Raw genomic sequence first — 15,257 nt, forward strand, 5'->3', positions numbered from 1 at the left:
CTGTTTAGCCGCTGTATAATGTTTTTTGTGCTTTGGTAATAGCCTGTGGCATACCAACTGCCTTTGCCCCATGTTTTTTCTGAGCCTGCCTCTATAAGGGTTACAAATTCTGGCAGCAATTTGGCATCGCCTTGCTCCATCGTTTCTGAATGTTCCCTCTCAGGGAATGGGTTCAATTCAAAATTTGTGGTACGTTTTACCCTTCGGCTATAATCTGCTTTCCATCTCCACTGCGCTGAGGTGGTGTACCTGAGTTGTGCCGAAGGGAAAAAGTTATGCAATAACAAGCTGGGTTGTTGCACATCGGCAAAATATAACTCCCTGTCTGCCGATTCATATCGTAAACCCCCACTGTAATACCATTTTTTGGCCTGTACGCTGTACTGTGTATATGCGGAATGGATTTCGTTTTTCACTTTTACGGCACTGCTGAATGCGGGATCCAGTACATAATTGCCCGTACCTAATACTTTGGTATAATAATCAAAGCTGCCATCCTGCGTATCGTAGCGGTACTGGTAGCCGGCCTCTAGTGTGCCTGCTCCCCATTTTCGCTGGTAATCTATTTTTTCCCTATAGCCCTTCAATGGGTTGTTGTACAGGTTATGGGTAAATTGTATGGTGTCTTTTGATGTGGCATTGGTTAGGTTGTTATTAGTGGTGCCACCGTGCAAATCTGCACCTTCATACAAGAGCGAAACCGCAATAGAAGATTTGTCTTTGAAACGGTGCGTGTAATCTATATTTCCTAGGGTAAACTGACCTTCCCTCGCCTGGTTATTGGCATTGTAATACTTGCTTTGGCTAATGGTTTTGCCAGTGGCAGAGTCTTGCTTGCTATTGCTGTAATTCAAATCTGCTTCCCTGTCCTGGTGTTTTTGCCCGATATAAAACCCAGCCGAAAGGTTGTTGTTGGCATCTGCAGCAAAACTGGCAGACAATCGTGCAGCATAATTGTACCTTTTGAAGCTACGCTCCCCGGTAGAAGGAAATAAGGTTTTTGTTCCATTGATGTAGGTATATGCATATCCTTCCCTAGAGCCTGATGCATCGTTGCGGAGGTAGTTGGCACCGCTGTTCAGGTCCCATTTGTTTTTCTTATAGCCAATAGTGATGTCTCCACTATAACGGCTAGGCCTACGACTATTGTTGTAATCATGAAAGGAAGGTGCGCCACCCATGGCGTTTGCCAAAAGTAGCCATCCGTCATCTGTCCCTTTTTTGGTGGTAATATTGATAATGCCGGCCTTGCCATCTGGGTCATACTTTGCCGATGGGCTGGTTATTACTTCTACATTTTCAATAGAGCCTGCTGCCAGTTGCGATAATACTAGGTTGGCATCTGCTTGTGTTGGCTTGCCATTAATCAGTACCAGGAAATTATCCGAACCCCTTAACGTAATACCCCCTAACGCATTTACAGCCACGGAAGGTAAGTTTCGCAATACATCTACGGCCGTGCCTGATGTTGCATTGCCGAACTGGCTGGCTTTAAACACCTGCCTGTCTGGTTTTAGTTGCATGGCATTTGCTTGGCCTTTAACCACGACTTCTTGTAACCTAGTGGCAAATGGTTGCAAGGTTATTATACCCAACGCTGTTTTCTTTGTAATGGATAGGTTAGGGATGCTTTTTTTGTAGCAACCAACGTAGATAAAGCTTACTGTATAAGTGCCTGTATCTTTTGTGCCAATGGAAAACTTTCCGTTTTTGTCTGTGACCACCTGTGTTGCTATTTTTCCTTCCCAGTCAATCAAGGAGACAGTGCAGAATTCTATCGGGGCTTTTGAAGCACTATCTTGTACTTGCCCGCTGGCCAATATGTTTTGTGCAAAGGAAAATATTGGTATCAATGCCAATAAGAAAACTAACTGATGGGTTCGGGTCATACGGAATAATTTCCGTGCAAAGGTAATAGTCTACAGGGTTGGTATAGTATATTTTCCATCAGATCATAATCCTTCTTGCCGATTTATCGTTATTATTTTTCCACTATATAATTCAGTTCAGTTACTCCGCAGGTAAATTGTCGGGTAGTCAATAGTTGTAGCTTTATTTTGTCTTTGATATCTACAAACAATGGAATGCCTTGCCCAAGAATAATTGGATTTACAAATAGCCAGTAGCCGTCTATTAAATTCAGTTGCATTAGTGAATGTGTTGCTGTCGGGCTACCAAAAAGCAAGATATCATTATCTCCCTGTTGTTTTATTTCATTTATCCTGTCTGCAAGGTTGTCGCTGATAATTGTTGTGTTGGCTAGCCCCTCGTCTTTCATTGTGTTTGATAAAACAACTTTATGAACTTTTTTATACCACGCCGCATGTTCAATGTCATGCTTGCTCGCTGTCGGCTTGTCTGCTGCTGTAGGCCAGTAACTTTCCATCATCTGATAAGTTACCCGACCATACAATGCTGTGTCGCCTTCGTTTATCCGCTTGCCGACATAATCAAAAATTTCTTCATCAACCTTAATCCAGTCCATTTCCCCGTTTCGTCCTGCTACAAAACCGTCTAGCGATATGTGCATAAATGAAATTATTTTTCTCATTTGATTCTATTTTTTATTGTTTGTATAATGTATGGTAAAACGTTTTATTTAAAGCAGTACATTCTTAAGAATATCATTGCGCAGCCAAATATTTTTCCAGCTTTTCTATATTTTGTTTCAGGCCTTCGTCTGCTCTGAAGACCTTCACTACCTGTTCAAATTGCTCTTTCGATTCAAACAGCATATGCCATTTTAAATGGGTTTTATCCCCTTCGGCAGTAAAAGTTATTGTGGTTAGGAATTTAGGGGCAGAAATATGTTCATATACAATGCGTTCATTCTGCACCACCTCTTTAAAAATGCTTTTGTTATTATAATCCGTGCCATCGGGGCCATGCATTACTAAATCCCATTCACCACCCGGCTGTACATCCATTACAGCAATGGTGTTGGTGAAACCATTTGGACCCCACCAGTTTTTTATATGGTCTGGGTTTGTCCATACCTCCCATACCAATGCTACTGGGGCGTTCAATGTGCGGGAGATAATCAACTCCCTATCACTTGTGTCTGGCTTATTTGTTTCCGTTGCCATTGGTATTGTTTTTAGGTTTTGACTGTAATTCGTTTAAATAAATTTCAAGGCTATCTAGCTTGGATTCCCAGAATTTTCGGTATTGTTCTACCCAAACAGAAATTTCATTTAGTTTATCCAGCTTGGCTTCGCAATATCTTTCCCTACCGTCTTGCCTTATCCTGACAAGCCCACATTCGGTCAATATTTTTATATGCTTGGAAATAGCGGGCCTGCTGATATTGAACCGTTCTGCAACGGCATTTAGGTTGAGCGACTCGTGTGAAATCAGGCTAATAATCTCCCGCCTTGTTGGGTCTGCTATAGCTTGAAAAACATCTCGCCTCATTGTATTTGTTTTATAATGTAATCAATCGGTTACAAATATATGTGTAACTATTTGGTTACACAAAAAAATATTTGTGTGTCTTTGTGTCTTCGTGGCAAATTCTTTACAATTGTATGGCACTTTTATGACAGTATTAGGCTTTAATACTTGCCATGATGGCAGGAAAAAACAGGTGGTATCTTGTTTGATGCCTAGCAGTCTGTTGCTTACCTGCAACCATTTTTCAAAAAAATAATAGAAATAAACAATATGCAAAAAGGGCAAATAAGGGTAGAAACGGAAAATATCTTCCCGATTATCAAGAAGTTTTTGTACAGCGACCACGAGATTTTTTTGCGTGAATTGGTGAGCAATGCAGTGGATGCTTCCCAAAAAATAAAGACCTTATCTGGTATTGGTGAGGCTAAAGGTGAATTGGGTGAGTTGCGCATAGATGTAATTCTTGACGCTAAAGAGAAGACCCTTACCGTGCAGGACAAGGGTGTGGGGATGAGTAAAGAAGAGGTAGACAAGTACCTGAACCAAGTGGCTTTCAGCGGTGCAGAAGAATTCTTGACGAAATATAAAGATGCCAATATAATTGGTCATTTTGGGTTGGGCTTCTACAGTTCATTCATGATTAGTGACAAGGTAGAAGTATTGACACAGTCTTACAAAGACGATGCAGATACCGTATTTTGGAGTTGCGATGGTAGCCCTGAATTTGAACTGTATGAAGTAGAAAAGAAAGAGCGTGGCACTAAAATAATCATGTATGTAAATGAGGAAAGCAAAGAGTTTTTGGAAGCCGACCGTATTAAACGCATACTAGAGAAATTCTGTAAATTCTTGCCTGTACCTATTTTCTTCAGCGAAGCGGGTGCAAAAGAAGAAGACATTAAACAAATAAACAACCCTAACCCTATCTGGACAAAAAAGCCTAGCGATTTGACAGATGAGGATTACAAAGCCTTCTACAAAGAATTGTATCCTTTTGGCGAAACACCTTTGTTCTGGATCCATTTGAATGTGGATTATCCATTTAACCTTACGGGTATTTTGTATTTCCCTAAGATAAAACAGAGCTACGAAATACAAAAAGATAAGATTCAACTATACAGCAACCAAGTATTTGTAACCGATGAGGTAAAAGACATTGTGCCTGAATTCCTAATGTTGTTGCATGGTGTGATTGACAGTCCAGATATCCCATTGAACGTAAGCCGTAGCTATTTGCAAGGCGACCCCAACGTGCGCAAAATAAACAGCCACATCACTAAAAAGGTAGCTGACAAGCTAGACGAAATTTTCAGGAACGACCGTCAGTCTTTTGAAGACAAATGGGAAAGCCTTGGTCTATTCGTGAAGTATGGCATGATGACAGACGACAAATTCCTGGAAAAAGCCAATAAGTTTTTGGTAATGGAAGATGCCAAAGACAAGAAATTCTACACGCTAGAAGAATATAAAACAGCTACCGAAGCCTTACAAAAGAACCAGGAAGGCAAAACAGTCATTTTATATACCACCAACCCTATCCAACAAGATGCTTATGTTCAGGCTTGTATAGCCAAGGGTTATATAGTGGTAAAATCTGAAACGTTGGTAGATGCTGCTTTCATTAACCATATGGAAATGAAATGGGAAAATGTAAGCTTCGTACGTGTGGATTCTGATATTGTTGACAACCTGATTGACAAGCAAGAAAATTCTGATAGCATTCTTTCAACAGAAGAAACAGAAAGCTTGAAGAAGCTGTTTGAATTCCCTATCAGCGATTTGAACGTAAGCGTAGAAGTAAGGGGCTTGGTAAACAACCCTGAGCCTGTGGTAGCTACCCGTCCTGAGTTTATGAGGCGTATGAAAGATATGGGTGCTGTAAGTGGTGGCATGGGTGCCTTTTATGCCCAAATGCCTGACGAAGTAACCTTAACGGTTAACGGCAACCACCCTATTTACCAAAACCTATTAAAGGAAAGCGATATAGACAAACAAGGCAAACAAATACGCAACTTGGCTGATTTGGCTTTATTGTCTCAAGGTTTACTAAAAGGAAACGACTTAACCAACTTCATCCATAGAAGTGTTGATTTGATGAAAGGATAGTAAATAATATATAGTTTATAAAAAGGAAGGGGCTGTCTCATAAAAGTATGAGGCAGCTCTTTTTATTGTGGTACCGTTGTTGAAACAATACCTTTGGTGAAGGAAAACCACAGAATGATGTTACGTAAAAATGTCGTTTCTAGTAAATTTAACCCTGAACATTTACTTTTATATTATATTAAACATTTACCCAAATAAGCACCTATATTATAAAGCGAATGTCAAATAAAGTAAGCAAAATACCGCAGTACCGCCAGTTATATGAAATTCTCAGAAAAGATATAACCCATGGCAAATACAAGGCAGGCGACATACTGCCCTCCGAAAGCGAATTGTACCTTGCCTATAAAGTTACCCAACCTACCGTGAGGCAAGCATTGGCATTATTGGTGAATGATGGGTATATTAAAAAACACCAGGGCAAAGGCAGCATTGTGCTAGAGTTGCCCAAAGGGCTAGGCATCCTGTCAATAGAGGGCAGGTTAGCCAATTCTACCAACAATGCCGAAAATTTGACTACCAAGATTATTGATGGTCCAAGGATTGTGTCCTGGCCCAAAAATATGTTGTTTACACCCACCCAAAAAGAATTGGCGAACCACTGCTTTTACATCGAGCGGCAAAGGAGGGTAGCAGATGCGGTAGTATTTTATGAATTTTTACACATACCCAATAGCAACCTCCCCAAGTTTTTGGCTTGCAACTTGGAAAATAAGTCTTTGTATGAACTATTGTACAACAGCTATAAAATTGAAATAAAAGGCGGGGAACAAAAAATTTGGGCAGTAAATGCCGAAGAGAAAGAGAGCGGGTTCTTGGAAGTAAAGCAAAGCAGCCCAGTGCTGCGTTTAGAAAGGAGGATAGATACCAACAGGGAGGATTTTAGTATCTATACCTCGCTATATGTAAATACCGAAAAGTACCTGCTGCAAGGGCTTATTTAAAGAAAAAATACTATCCTTAATTCGCTTATTATAATAAGGCTAAAAAAAATATTCAGTCTGAATAGATATTTTATTTAGTTTTGACTTATTATAATAAGTATGTAAAATGCAATTAAAAACGTTCCGTCATTTATGGGGTATCACGTCGCCTTTTGAAGAAGTATTCCCTGCCATAAAAAAGGCAGGATACGATGGGGTGGAGTTTAAAGGCGTTAAAGTAGCCCATGACAATGCTTTCAAAAAACTAATGACCGAATACGATTTTGAGTTTATTTCACAAATACATACCTACGGCGAAACTGTGGATGAGCATATTGCCTCCTTTAAAGAACTGATAGAAATATCCCTTCCCTTAAACCCCATTTTACTCAATAGCCAAAGTGGCAAGGACAGTTGGGGTAAAGACCAGAAAAATGAATTTGTAGAAAGGGCATTGGCCTACGAAAAAGAGATGGGTATACCAGTAGCCCACGAAATACACCGTGGCAGGATTACTTACAACCCTTGGGATACAAGGGATTTACTGCTGGCCTACAACGATTTAAAGCTCTGCTGCGATTTTAGCCACTGGGTTTGCGTATGCGAAAGAATTATAGATTCTGAAATAGACATTATTCAGCTTTGTGCAAACCACTGCATCCACTTGCACAGCAGGGTAGGCTATGAACAGGGGCCACAAGTACCAGACCCCCGTGCGCCTGAATATGCCAGGCACCTGGCCGCACATGAAAAATGGTGGGATATTATATGGCAAGCCCAACGTGAAAAGCAGTTTAAAACCAGCACCCTCACGCCGGAGTTTGGCCCGCCAGACTATCACCATACATTACCATTTACTAGAGAGCCGGTGTCGGATTTATGGGAAATATGCAACTGGATGAACGACCGCCAAAAAGAAAGGTTTACTCAATTCATAAATTAAAAAAAGATGTTACAAAAAGCAGAAATGGTGGAAAGTGTAGACTTCCAATTTTTAAGTGCCCAAAACAAAAAAGATTATTGGGAGAATGGCTTTTTAGTTATCAAGTCATTGTTTACAAGAGAGGAAGTAAAAAAATTGCGCTCCATTGCAGAAAAAGATTTGGTGGAAACGGAGATAATGGTAAAAGGTGACCAAAGCGGCAACCTTACCAAGCTAAAAATGTGGGACAGGCCAGAAGACGATATTTATGGCATGTTCTCTAGGAACGAACGCATAACAGACAATGTGGAAATATTGTTTGGGGAACCAATCTATATTTACAGTGCCAAAATGATTCTTAAAAATGCAAGGGAAGGTGGGGCCTGGGAATGGCACCAGGACTATGGCTACTGGTACAACTATGGTTGCCTGCTACCTACGATGAACAGTTGCATTGTTGCCGTTGATGCTGCCAACAAAGAAAATGGCTGCCTGCAGGTATTAAGGGGGTCGCACAAAATTGGGAGGATAAACCACGACCGCATCAATGGCCAAACGGTTGCTGATGACGAAAAAATAAACGAAGCGGTAAAAAAGTTTGAGCTGGAGTATATTGAAATGCAGCCGGGCGATGCTTTGATTTTTGATGGCAACCTGCTGCACCGTTCAGATAGCAATATGTCTGATTTTGATAGGTGGAGTTTTATTGCATCATACAATACTGTTGCCAATAAGCCATACAAAAAAGTTAGGGAATACGGCAATTACGAAGAACTAAAAAAAGTGCCACGTAGTGCTATATTAGACTTTGAAATGGCTGTTCAAGGGTAGGCATAGTGTTATTTTCACCACATAGGCACAATAGGCATATAGATTTTAAGTTTAAAAATGTCGTATTGGTTATAAGGCCAACATAGGTTTTTGAATAAATAGGGGTCACAAAAACAAATACGATTTGAATAATTTATGTTGGCCTTAATGAAAAAGGACAAGTGAATATTTTCCAGTTTCATCCTATGTGCCTATGCGGTCATTAGTAACGGGAAAGTATTGTCAAAATAAAAAATGTAAACGTAATTACAGTTTTTGTAAAGAGGTTGCATGCAACCTCTCTACAAATTCAAATTGCCCAATTCTCGCCACCTATTCTTATTATACGATTGCACCACATAAATATGAAAAACAATGGAAATAACGATTGGCTTGCTTATCCTGTTGGTTGCAGGTTTTTTTCAGGGCAGTTTTGTATTGCCCATGACAATGACCAAGCAGTGGAACTGGGAAAACACTTGGTTAACCTTCTCGCTTTTAGGGATGGTTGTGTTGAATTTAGTGCTTGCTTTTTTATTCATCCCACACTTGTTTGATGTTTACAGGTCTGTTCCTGTTGGCGATTTGCTTTTGCTAATGCTGTTCGGTTTGTGTTGGGGTTTTGGTGCAGTGCTTTTTGGCATTGCAATGGCACGGCTAGGCATGGCACTGGGTTATCCTATTATCATGGGGTTAATTGCCAGTTTTGGAGCAGTTATCCCTATGCTTGTATTCCATTCAAATGAAGTGGCCACGCTAAAGGGCGGCACTTTAATTTTGGGGTCTGTTATTGTGGTGGCAGGCATTATGCTTTGCGCCCAAGCCCATGTACTAAAGGAAAACCCTGGCAACAACAGCCAGAAAAGCACATCAGGCATCTTTGTTGCAGTTGCAGCGGGCATTTTGTCTTGCTTACCAAATATCGGCTTTTCGTTTGGCAAATCTATTGTTAGCGAAGCTTTGCTTCAAGGTTCGTCCAGTTTTATGGCAGGCAATGCTGTTTGGGCATTGTTTTTTACCATGGGGTTTGTGCCAAATGCTGTTTACACATTTTATTTGCTAACCAAAAACAAAAGCTTTGGCCAGTTTAAATTTTCAACTGCAAGGAATATTTTTATGGGCTTTTTAATGGCAGCCATGTGGATTGGCAGTTTCTACCTCTATGGCATCAGCAGCATAAAACTGGGGGCATGGGGCAGCATTATCGGGTGGCCTCTTTTCATTTCTTTGTCTATCATTATTGGCAACCTTTGGGGCATTGCAAAATCGGAGTGGCAAGGTGCATCCCAAAAGTCTAAAACAAGGCTTAACCAAGGGCTGGCAGTTATTTTCTTGGCAGTGGTAGTTATTGGGCTTTGCAACCTTTTATAAACAATTACTATAAGGTGAGCATCAGAAAAAGCAAAAAAGAATTTATGGAAAATAATTATATTGTTGTGATAGGCAGCTACCTAGTGGCATTGGTTATGAACACCAAAAGGCTGCCTGTTTTGGGGGAAACGCTCATGGCAAAAAACTTCCGTCAAGTGCATGGCGGCAAAGGGTCCAACCAAGCGGTGCAGGCCGCACGTTTAGGGGCCAGCACTTTTTTTGTGGGCAGGGTAGGCCAAGACAATTATGGCGATGGCTTTATATGCCTTTGTAAAAATGAACAGGTAAATGCCGATTTTGTTTTTCAAAGCAGCAACCTGCCAACTGGCGTAGGTTTTATTATTTGCGACGATGAAGGCAATAACATCATCACCATTGATACCGCTGCCATCAACGAATTTGGCGAGCGGGATATAGATGCGGCCTTAGGTATTATTACTGCAAACAGCACGGTGCTGCTACAGCTTGAAATACCCTTGCACACTGCTTTGTATGCAGCAAAAAAAGCCAAGGCCAAGGGGGCTACCGTTATTTTAAACCCAGCACCCGCACAAAATCTTAGCGGCTACGACCTTTCCATGATAGATTACCTAACGCCAAATGAAACGGAAGCAAGGATATGTTTGGGCTTGTCAAAACATGGGGGATTGACTGATGAAGAGGCCGCCCAGAAACTGCTGCAACTTGGCTGCGTCAATATAGTAGTAACATTAGGGGAAAAAGGTGTTTTTTTATGCAACAGCACTACTGCCATGGCTATACCTGGTTTTCAGATGCAGGAAGTGGTAGATACCACTGGCGCAGGCGATGGCTTTAATGCTGGGCTTGCAGTAGCTTTGTCCGAAGGAAAAGATATTATAACTGCTTTGGCGTTTGCCAATGCGGTTGGAGGGCTGTCGGTTACCAAGCCCGATACCATATCATCCTATCATTTCAGGGAAGATGTAGATGCTTTTTTGGCTTCACAAGTGCAAGTGCTGTAACTAACATACCACTATTTTATATTATTCTATATATTTACTACCTGTAAATGATGAATATAGTTTTGTATGAAGCCTTTAGTAGAAAAACTGCCCCTAGCCGAGAATACCTCTTTTGTTGCTAACGTGCACACCACGCCCTCCTTTGAAGTGCCTTGGCACCAACATATAGAGTATGAGCTGATTTTGTTTATAAAAGGCGAGGGTCATAGCTATATTGGCAACTATGTAGGCGAGTTTGCAACAGGCGATATGTTTTTCTTGGGTAGCAACCTGCCACATACTTTTCAAAAAGCAACATCCGATTTGGTAACCAGTGCCATTGTAGTGCATTTTAAAGAAGATTTTTGGGGTGAGGTATTCTTGCAGCTGCCAGAGTGCAGGCAAATAAACCAACTGTTTCAAACAGCTGCAAGGGGCTTGTATATTAAAGGCGAAGCGAAGGAACAATTAACAAAACTGATTAATCAGCTGGTAGATGCTAAAGGCTTTCTGAGGTTGATGATACTCTGTGAGTGCCTGCAAATAATGGCAAGCGATAGTCAAGCATACACCACATTATCAACCCAGGACGTAAAAGAATTTAACCCCAAGTACAAAGAACGGATAGATAAAATTTTCCAGTTTACCATCGACAATTTTCAGGAGCCAGTCAACCTTAGCGAAGTAGCAAAGAATGCGCAGATGAGCGTGCCTGCTTTTTGTAGTTATTTCAAGAGAAGCACAAAAAAAACATATATAGATTTTTTGAACGAGATACGGATTGGCTATGCCTGCAAGCAAATAGTAGATACCCAAAAAACCATTGAGGCCATCTGCTACGAAAGCGGGTTCAACACGCTTGCCAATTTCAACAAGCAATTCTTAAAGGTAAAAAAAATGACCCCATCAAAATACAGGAAACAATTTGAGGAAAGGATGGGGAGCTAGGCATAAGTGGTAAGTCGTCAGTAGGGGCGTATTTCATACGCCCTTATATATATTTCGTTACTCCTCATCACATCAAATATGCTTGTGTAGCCACAAACTCACAAAAACAAGACGAAGCAAAAAGAAAAAGAAGGTTAGAAGGTATTGATAACATAAATTTTCTTCTTTTCTTCTTCCTTAAATCTTTGTGCCGCTTTATGTCTTCGTGCCTTCGTGGCAAATTAACCAAACTTGCCTCTTAGTGTTTTTGTACCTTTATAGCTATAAATTCCCTACCTAATTTATCCTAATTATTGGGGGCTTGTTTTCGAGCCTTTTTGCCCTGATGGCATCTAGTGCAGATGTGCCAGTAGATGTTTTCAATATTTTATTGATTTCCTGTTCTGTTGAAAGGCTAGTATCCCTTACCTCGGCGTATGCTTCTGACCTAAACTCTTGTGCAGTTACCTTTGCATCCATCCTGTCCAGTGTACTCATTAGCCCATCTGTATCTACATTAGAAAGCGTTTTATTAATTTTCTCGCTCACGGCGGCCGTTTTTGCACGTGATTTCAATAAGTTAATCTTGTTTTCAGTCTCGCTTATCTTGTCTTTCAATTGCTTGATGGCTGTTGACATTACATCAAGTGCCTGATCTTCTTTATTAGCCATTGTTGCAAATTCATCTGCTCGATGGCTTGACTGCTGGTATGCCTCGGCAGCTTTTTCTGCCAATTCATGCCCTTTTGCCGAGTCTAGTTTGCCAGTATCTACCATGTCCAGCAAGTCGTTGGCTTTGTTTTCCCATTCACTTGCTTTTGCCCTTTCCTTTTGTTCTTCTGCCCGGTGCTGCAAGGCAATGGCTTTTACCTCTGCCTGCCCTTGAATGGCTTGCTGGTAGTTTTCCCGCAGTTCCCTCAATACTTGGTCTGCAAGTTTTACAGGGTCTTCCAGTTTGTCAACCGCTGCATTTACTTCTGATTTGCCTATCCTGAATATTCTTTCAAAAAGTCCCATGTGTATATGTTTTTTTTGTTTTTAAAATGTTGACTACCACGGGTTGCACCCGTGGCTATTATTGTTCAACCCTTTCAGGGTTTTAAACATGTTCAATTATATAAATGCTTGCTCAAAACTCCTAATTCCTAATTTATAATTCCTAATTCTTCCTAGTGTCTTCTCCCAAACCCACTCCTGCTGCTCCCAAAACCACTCCTGCTACCGCTAATATATGACCTGCCACTGCCAAAAGCAGAAGGCCTGCTGCCACTACTATAATTAGTAGTTGACGGCCTGCTGCTCCCAAAAGAAGAAGGCCTACTGGTGGACGTAGGAGAACTGCTTCCTGACGAGAACGACCTCCCAGAACTTTGAAATGGCCTTGAAGTTGGAGCGGTTGAAGTAGCTGATGTAGCTGGGCGGGTAGTGCTAAAAGAGCCACTACTTGCAGTAGCAGGCCTATTGCCAAAGCTTCCCGAGCGTACAGTCGAACCCGTATTTCTTGGCGAAAAAGAACGTTGAGAACTGGCAGGGCTGCTAATACTAGTGCGGTTGTTTACCGATGGCCTAAAAGAAGAAGGCCGCCCAGCCCCCCCTCTGTATATAGTAGTTGACCTTGTATAAGTATGTGTAACCGTCCTGTAACTGTTGATGCCGTAACGCCTGTAATAAGGAGGGTAATAGCCATAATGGTACATTGGCACATAATACCTATGCGGCGAAAACAAATAGGAAAAAAATAATACTTCCGCTATTGGGAAACTGGAATGGTAGGTATAATATGGTCCACAATAAACGGGGCTGCCTACAATCTGCACATCTCCTACATCGTTCCTGCGGCTTAAATTCAGCGTAGCAACCGTTACCGCATTGGTAGCATCCACATCATCTATTACTTGTATCTGGTTGGCTCCTTCTATTACCTTCAGGAAATCGACCATGCCATCCTTATTCAAGTCCAGGTTGTTAATATCGTTATTGTCCGAGTTGATGGCTTTTTCCAGCTCAGATGGGTTGTTGGTCTGCCTTACCAAGTTAGCAAAGTTGTTAATGTTGAAGCCAGGCAAAGTAGTGGCCTCTATGTTTACATTATTACCCTGTGCCGAAGCATGTAAACCCAATAAACAAGAAGTGCAAAGTGTAAAAAGAAAAAAGAATGCTTTTTTCATAAAAAAATTTAAGTCGAAGTTAGATGATTTGATATTTAATTATCGTTATAAAACGTATAAAATAACAAACTGTTACATCAAGCATCAATAAATACACCAACCCCAATAAAAGCCAATTTGGCAGTGCGTGGCTTTAAGGCTTCTTTTGTCACGAAGGCACCAATACTCGAAGTAGCACTAAGAAAGAAATAAGGGTTCTTCTTTCTTTTTCCTCAAAACTTTGTGCCTCTTTGTGTCTTCGTGCCTTTGTGGCTAACTAATTTCAATCACCCCTCCAACGCCTTGTTGATAAAATAAATCAATGGCTGTGCAGCCTTGCACGCCGCTACAATCGTTGGCACTAATTCTTTGCTGGTCAACACCGCATCTGGTATAGCTGCAGAAGCAATATAGCTTTTCAACTTCAAGTATTGGATGGCCGGGTTGCTTTCCTCATAGCCCTTTGGTGGCCGGGATAGTACCATGTCTTTGCTGTTTTCCAACGCTCTAAGCTGCTGCTTAAATGATGGGCTGGTTACAATGCCGTCAAATTCCTCAAAGCAATAATCTATTTCCTGCCTTATTTTTTTCAACTCTGGGGCAGGTGGCATCCACATTCCTCCTGCTATAAAACTGCCGCCCGGCTCGCAGTGCAGGTAATAACCTGCCAATATCATTTTCTTGCCGCCCTTGCCAAAGCCTGCGCCCATATTGGTTTTATAAGGGCTTTTGTCCTTGCTAAAACGCACGTCCCTGTTGATGCGGAATACACATTCCTTTGGTTGCAAAATGGCAAGCGTGCCATCGTTTTCGCCAACGCCTTTCAATACTTCCCCTACCAGTTGCAGGTAATCGGCCTTGGCCGCTTCATATACTTTCCTGTTCGCCTCAAACCAGTCCCTGTGGTTATTTTGCTTCAAGTCTTTTAAAAACTGAATGGTTGTTTTTTGCAGCATTTATATTGAATATTTGTATTTTCTTGTAAAAATATGTGGAATTGCTGGTGAAAATAAGCCGCAATTATTGCTACGGTACATAAAAGTTTTTCTCTTTGCCACTCGCCTTTGTTCTTGCTCCTTCTCCTTTCGGAGAGGGTTGGGATGAGGTCGGGTTGGGGGTGAGGTTTAACTACAAACATGCGAAAACTTTTATGCAACCAATATGCAGGAAAAATAGGCCAGCAAAGCCCCGAAGGGGTGACATATACTAGCGATGGGTGTAGCCCATCGCATACTGCATTATTTAATTTGGTAACTTTCCAAAAGTTACCAAGTCTATAAAACATACAAAATACCCAAGCCATCGTATTCATCCCAATCCCTTGTCCCCTAAGTCCCTTTTATCACCCTGTCCCTTTACTTATCACTTTCCTATATGGGGGAATTTTGGGATGCTCATGGGGGAATATTTCCCCCATATAGGATTTTGCTTTTGCATTTCCCACATTTCCACGCCAATTTTACCAAAAGTTGGCAGGAGGTAATGTAGAAAGATTTTGGAATTACCCCCCTTTAGTGGATGGGGGCAGGTTTTGGATTTCACCTTTATGCAAAATCAATGATCGTTTTATAGTCAATTCATATTCATTATATGGTCATTATATAGTCAATAAATGGTCATTTTTTAGTAGAAATAAAACAAAAACAAACAGCTATTTAGTATTTCAATTTATTTTAAATCATTGAAAATCAACAGT

Annotated in this window: 14 protein-coding genes; 7 read left to right on the top strand and 7 right to left on the bottom strand. The window is 41.1% G+C overall.

The window, feature by feature from the left end; genetic code table 11:
* The 4 genes from ACHFIY_RS18435 to ACHFIY_RS18450 form a co-directional block, all read right to left on the bottom strand.
* Positions 1-1,889: TonB-dependent receptor (locus ACHFIY_RS18435; protein ID WP_410847600.1), on the bottom strand; the 1,889-nt coding region annotated here is incomplete at its 3' end.
* Between the two features lie 92 nt (positions 1,890-1,981).
* The gene (locus ACHFIY_RS18440) at positions 1,982-2,551 is read right to left on the bottom strand and encodes a dihydrofolate reductase family protein (RefSeq protein ID WP_410847601.1); all 570 of its coding nucleotides are present in this window, start codon (positions 2,549-2,551) and stop codon (positions 1,982-1,984) included.
* Between the two features lie 73 nt (positions 2,552-2,624).
* Positions 2,625-3,086, bottom strand: coding sequence for an SRPBCC family protein (locus ACHFIY_RS18445; RefSeq protein WP_410847602.1), 462 nt, complete (start codon positions 3,084-3,086; stop codon positions 2,625-2,627).
* A complete protein-coding gene (locus tag ACHFIY_RS18450; RefSeq protein WP_410847603.1) occupies positions 3,067-3,414 on the bottom strand; it encodes an ArsR/SmtB family transcription factor in 348 nt (115 codons plus the stop codon). Before ACHFIY_RS18450 ends, ACHFIY_RS18445 begins: the two co-directional genes overlap by 20 nt.
* 249 nt (positions 3,415-3,663) lie before the next feature.
* Between ACHFIY_RS18450 and htpG the strand changes: the two genes are divergently transcribed.
* From htpG to ACHFIY_RS18485, 7 genes are all read left to right on the top strand, one after another.
* Positions 3,664-5,499, top strand: a complete 1,836-nt coding sequence (gene htpG, locus ACHFIY_RS18455) for a molecular chaperone HtpG (RefSeq protein WP_410847604.1) — start codon at positions 3,664-3,666, stop codon at positions 5,497-5,499.
* A 218-nt stretch (positions 5,500-5,717) separates the two neighbouring features.
* A complete protein-coding gene (locus ACHFIY_RS18460) occupies positions 5,718-6,443 on the top strand; it encodes a GntR family transcriptional regulator (RefSeq protein ID WP_410847605.1) in 726 nt (241 codons plus the stop codon).
* A gap of 106 nt (positions 6,444-6,549) precedes the next feature.
* Positions 6,550-7,365 carry a sugar phosphate isomerase/epimerase family protein gene (locus tag ACHFIY_RS18465; protein ID WP_410847606.1) on the top strand — a complete coding sequence of 272 codons (816 nt, stop codon included), beginning with the start codon at positions 6,550-6,552 and terminating at the stop codon, positions 7,363-7,365.
* Positions 7,366-7,371: 6 nt separating this feature from the next.
* Positions 7,372-8,175, top strand: a complete 804-nt coding sequence (locus ACHFIY_RS18470) for a phytanoyl-CoA dioxygenase family protein (protein ID WP_410847607.1) — start codon at positions 7,372-7,374, stop codon at positions 8,173-8,175.
* A 354-nt stretch (positions 8,176-8,529) separates the two neighbouring features.
* On the top strand, positions 8,530-9,525 hold the full coding sequence (locus ACHFIY_RS18475) for an L-rhamnose/proton symporter RhaT (RefSeq protein ID WP_410847608.1): 996 nt from the start codon (positions 8,530-8,532) through the stop codon (positions 9,523-9,525).
* A 44-nt stretch (positions 9,526-9,569) separates the two neighbouring features.
* Positions 9,570-10,508, top strand: a complete 939-nt coding sequence (locus ACHFIY_RS18480) for a ribokinase (protein ID WP_410847609.1) — start codon at positions 9,570-9,572, stop codon at positions 10,506-10,508.
* Between the two features lie 66 nt (positions 10,509-10,574).
* Positions 10,575-11,435, top strand: a complete 861-nt coding sequence (locus ACHFIY_RS18485) for an AraC family transcriptional regulator (protein WP_410847610.1) — start codon at positions 10,575-10,577, stop codon at positions 11,433-11,435.
* Between the two features lie 276 nt (positions 11,436-11,711).
* Here the strand turns inward: ACHFIY_RS18485 and ACHFIY_RS18490 are convergent, their stop codons facing one another.
* From ACHFIY_RS18490 to ACHFIY_RS18500, 3 genes are all read right to left on the bottom strand, one after another.
* Complete coding sequence (locus tag ACHFIY_RS18490) at positions 11,712-12,431, bottom strand: PspA/IM30 family protein (RefSeq protein ID WP_410847611.1); 720 nt, start codon at positions 12,429-12,431, stop codon at positions 11,712-11,714.
* Positions 12,432-12,583: 152 nt separating this feature from the next.
* A complete protein-coding gene (locus tag ACHFIY_RS18495) occupies positions 12,584-13,582 on the bottom strand; it encodes a hypothetical protein (RefSeq protein WP_410847612.1) in 999 nt (332 codons plus the stop codon).
* A 266-nt stretch (positions 13,583-13,848) separates the two neighbouring features.
* On the bottom strand, positions 13,849-14,517 hold the full coding sequence (locus tag ACHFIY_RS18500) for a DUF2461 domain-containing protein (protein WP_410847613.1): 669 nt from the start codon (positions 14,515-14,517) through the stop codon (positions 13,849-13,851).
* Positions 14,518-15,257 lie beyond the last annotated feature (740 nt).

The organism is Parasediminibacterium schistidii (assembly GCF_046546515.1).
Taxonomy (GTDB): domain Bacteria; phylum Bacteroidota; class Bacteroidia; order Chitinophagales; family Chitinophagaceae; genus Parasediminibacterium.

What these genes read in the sequence shown, in the direction of transcription:
- ACHFIY_RS18440 (WP_410847601.1), bottom strand. Translation starts at nt 2,551, where the DNA reads ATGAGAAAAATAATTTCATTTATGCACATATCGCTAGACGGTTTTGTA.
- ACHFIY_RS18445 (WP_410847602.1), bottom strand. Translation starts at nt 3,086, where the DNA reads ATGGCAACGGAAACAAATAAGCCAGACACAAGTGATAGGGAGTTGATT.
- ACHFIY_RS18450 (WP_410847603.1), bottom strand. Translation starts at nt 3,414, where the DNA reads ATGAGGCGAGATGTTTTTCAAGCTATAGCAGACCCAACAAGGCGGGAG.
- htpG (WP_410847604.1), top strand. Translation starts at nt 3,664, where the DNA reads ATGCAAAAAGGGCAAATAAGGGTAGAAACGGAAAATATCTTCCCGATT.
- ACHFIY_RS18460 (WP_410847605.1), top strand. Translation starts at nt 5,718, where the DNA reads ATGTCAAATAAAGTAAGCAAAATACCGCAGTACCGCCAGTTATATGAA.
- ACHFIY_RS18465 (WP_410847606.1), top strand. Translation starts at nt 6,550, where the DNA reads ATGCAATTAAAAACGTTCCGTCATTTATGGGGTATCACGTCGCCTTTT.
- ACHFIY_RS18470 (WP_410847607.1), top strand. Translation starts at nt 7,372, where the DNA reads ATGTTACAAAAAGCAGAAATGGTGGAAAGTGTAGACTTCCAATTTTTA.
- ACHFIY_RS18475 (WP_410847608.1), top strand. Translation starts at nt 8,530, where the DNA reads ATGGAAATAACGATTGGCTTGCTTATCCTGTTGGTTGCAGGTTTTTTT.
- ACHFIY_RS18480 (WP_410847609.1), top strand. Translation starts at nt 9,570, where the DNA reads ATGGAAAATAATTATATTGTTGTGATAGGCAGCTACCTAGTGGCATTG.
- ACHFIY_RS18485 (WP_410847610.1), top strand. Translation starts at nt 10,575, where the DNA reads ATGAAGCCTTTAGTAGAAAAACTGCCCCTAGCCGAGAATACCTCTTTT.
- ACHFIY_RS18490 (WP_410847611.1), bottom strand. Translation starts at nt 12,431, where the DNA reads ATGGGACTTTTTGAAAGAATATTCAGGATAGGCAAATCAGAAGTAAAT.
- ACHFIY_RS18495 (WP_410847612.1), bottom strand. Translation starts at nt 13,582, where the DNA reads ATGAAAAAAGCATTCTTTTTTCTTTTTACACTTTGCACTTCTTGTTTA.
- ACHFIY_RS18500 (WP_410847613.1), bottom strand. Translation starts at nt 14,517, where the DNA reads ATGCTGCAAAAAACAACCATTCAGTTTTTAAAAGACTTGAAGCAAAAT.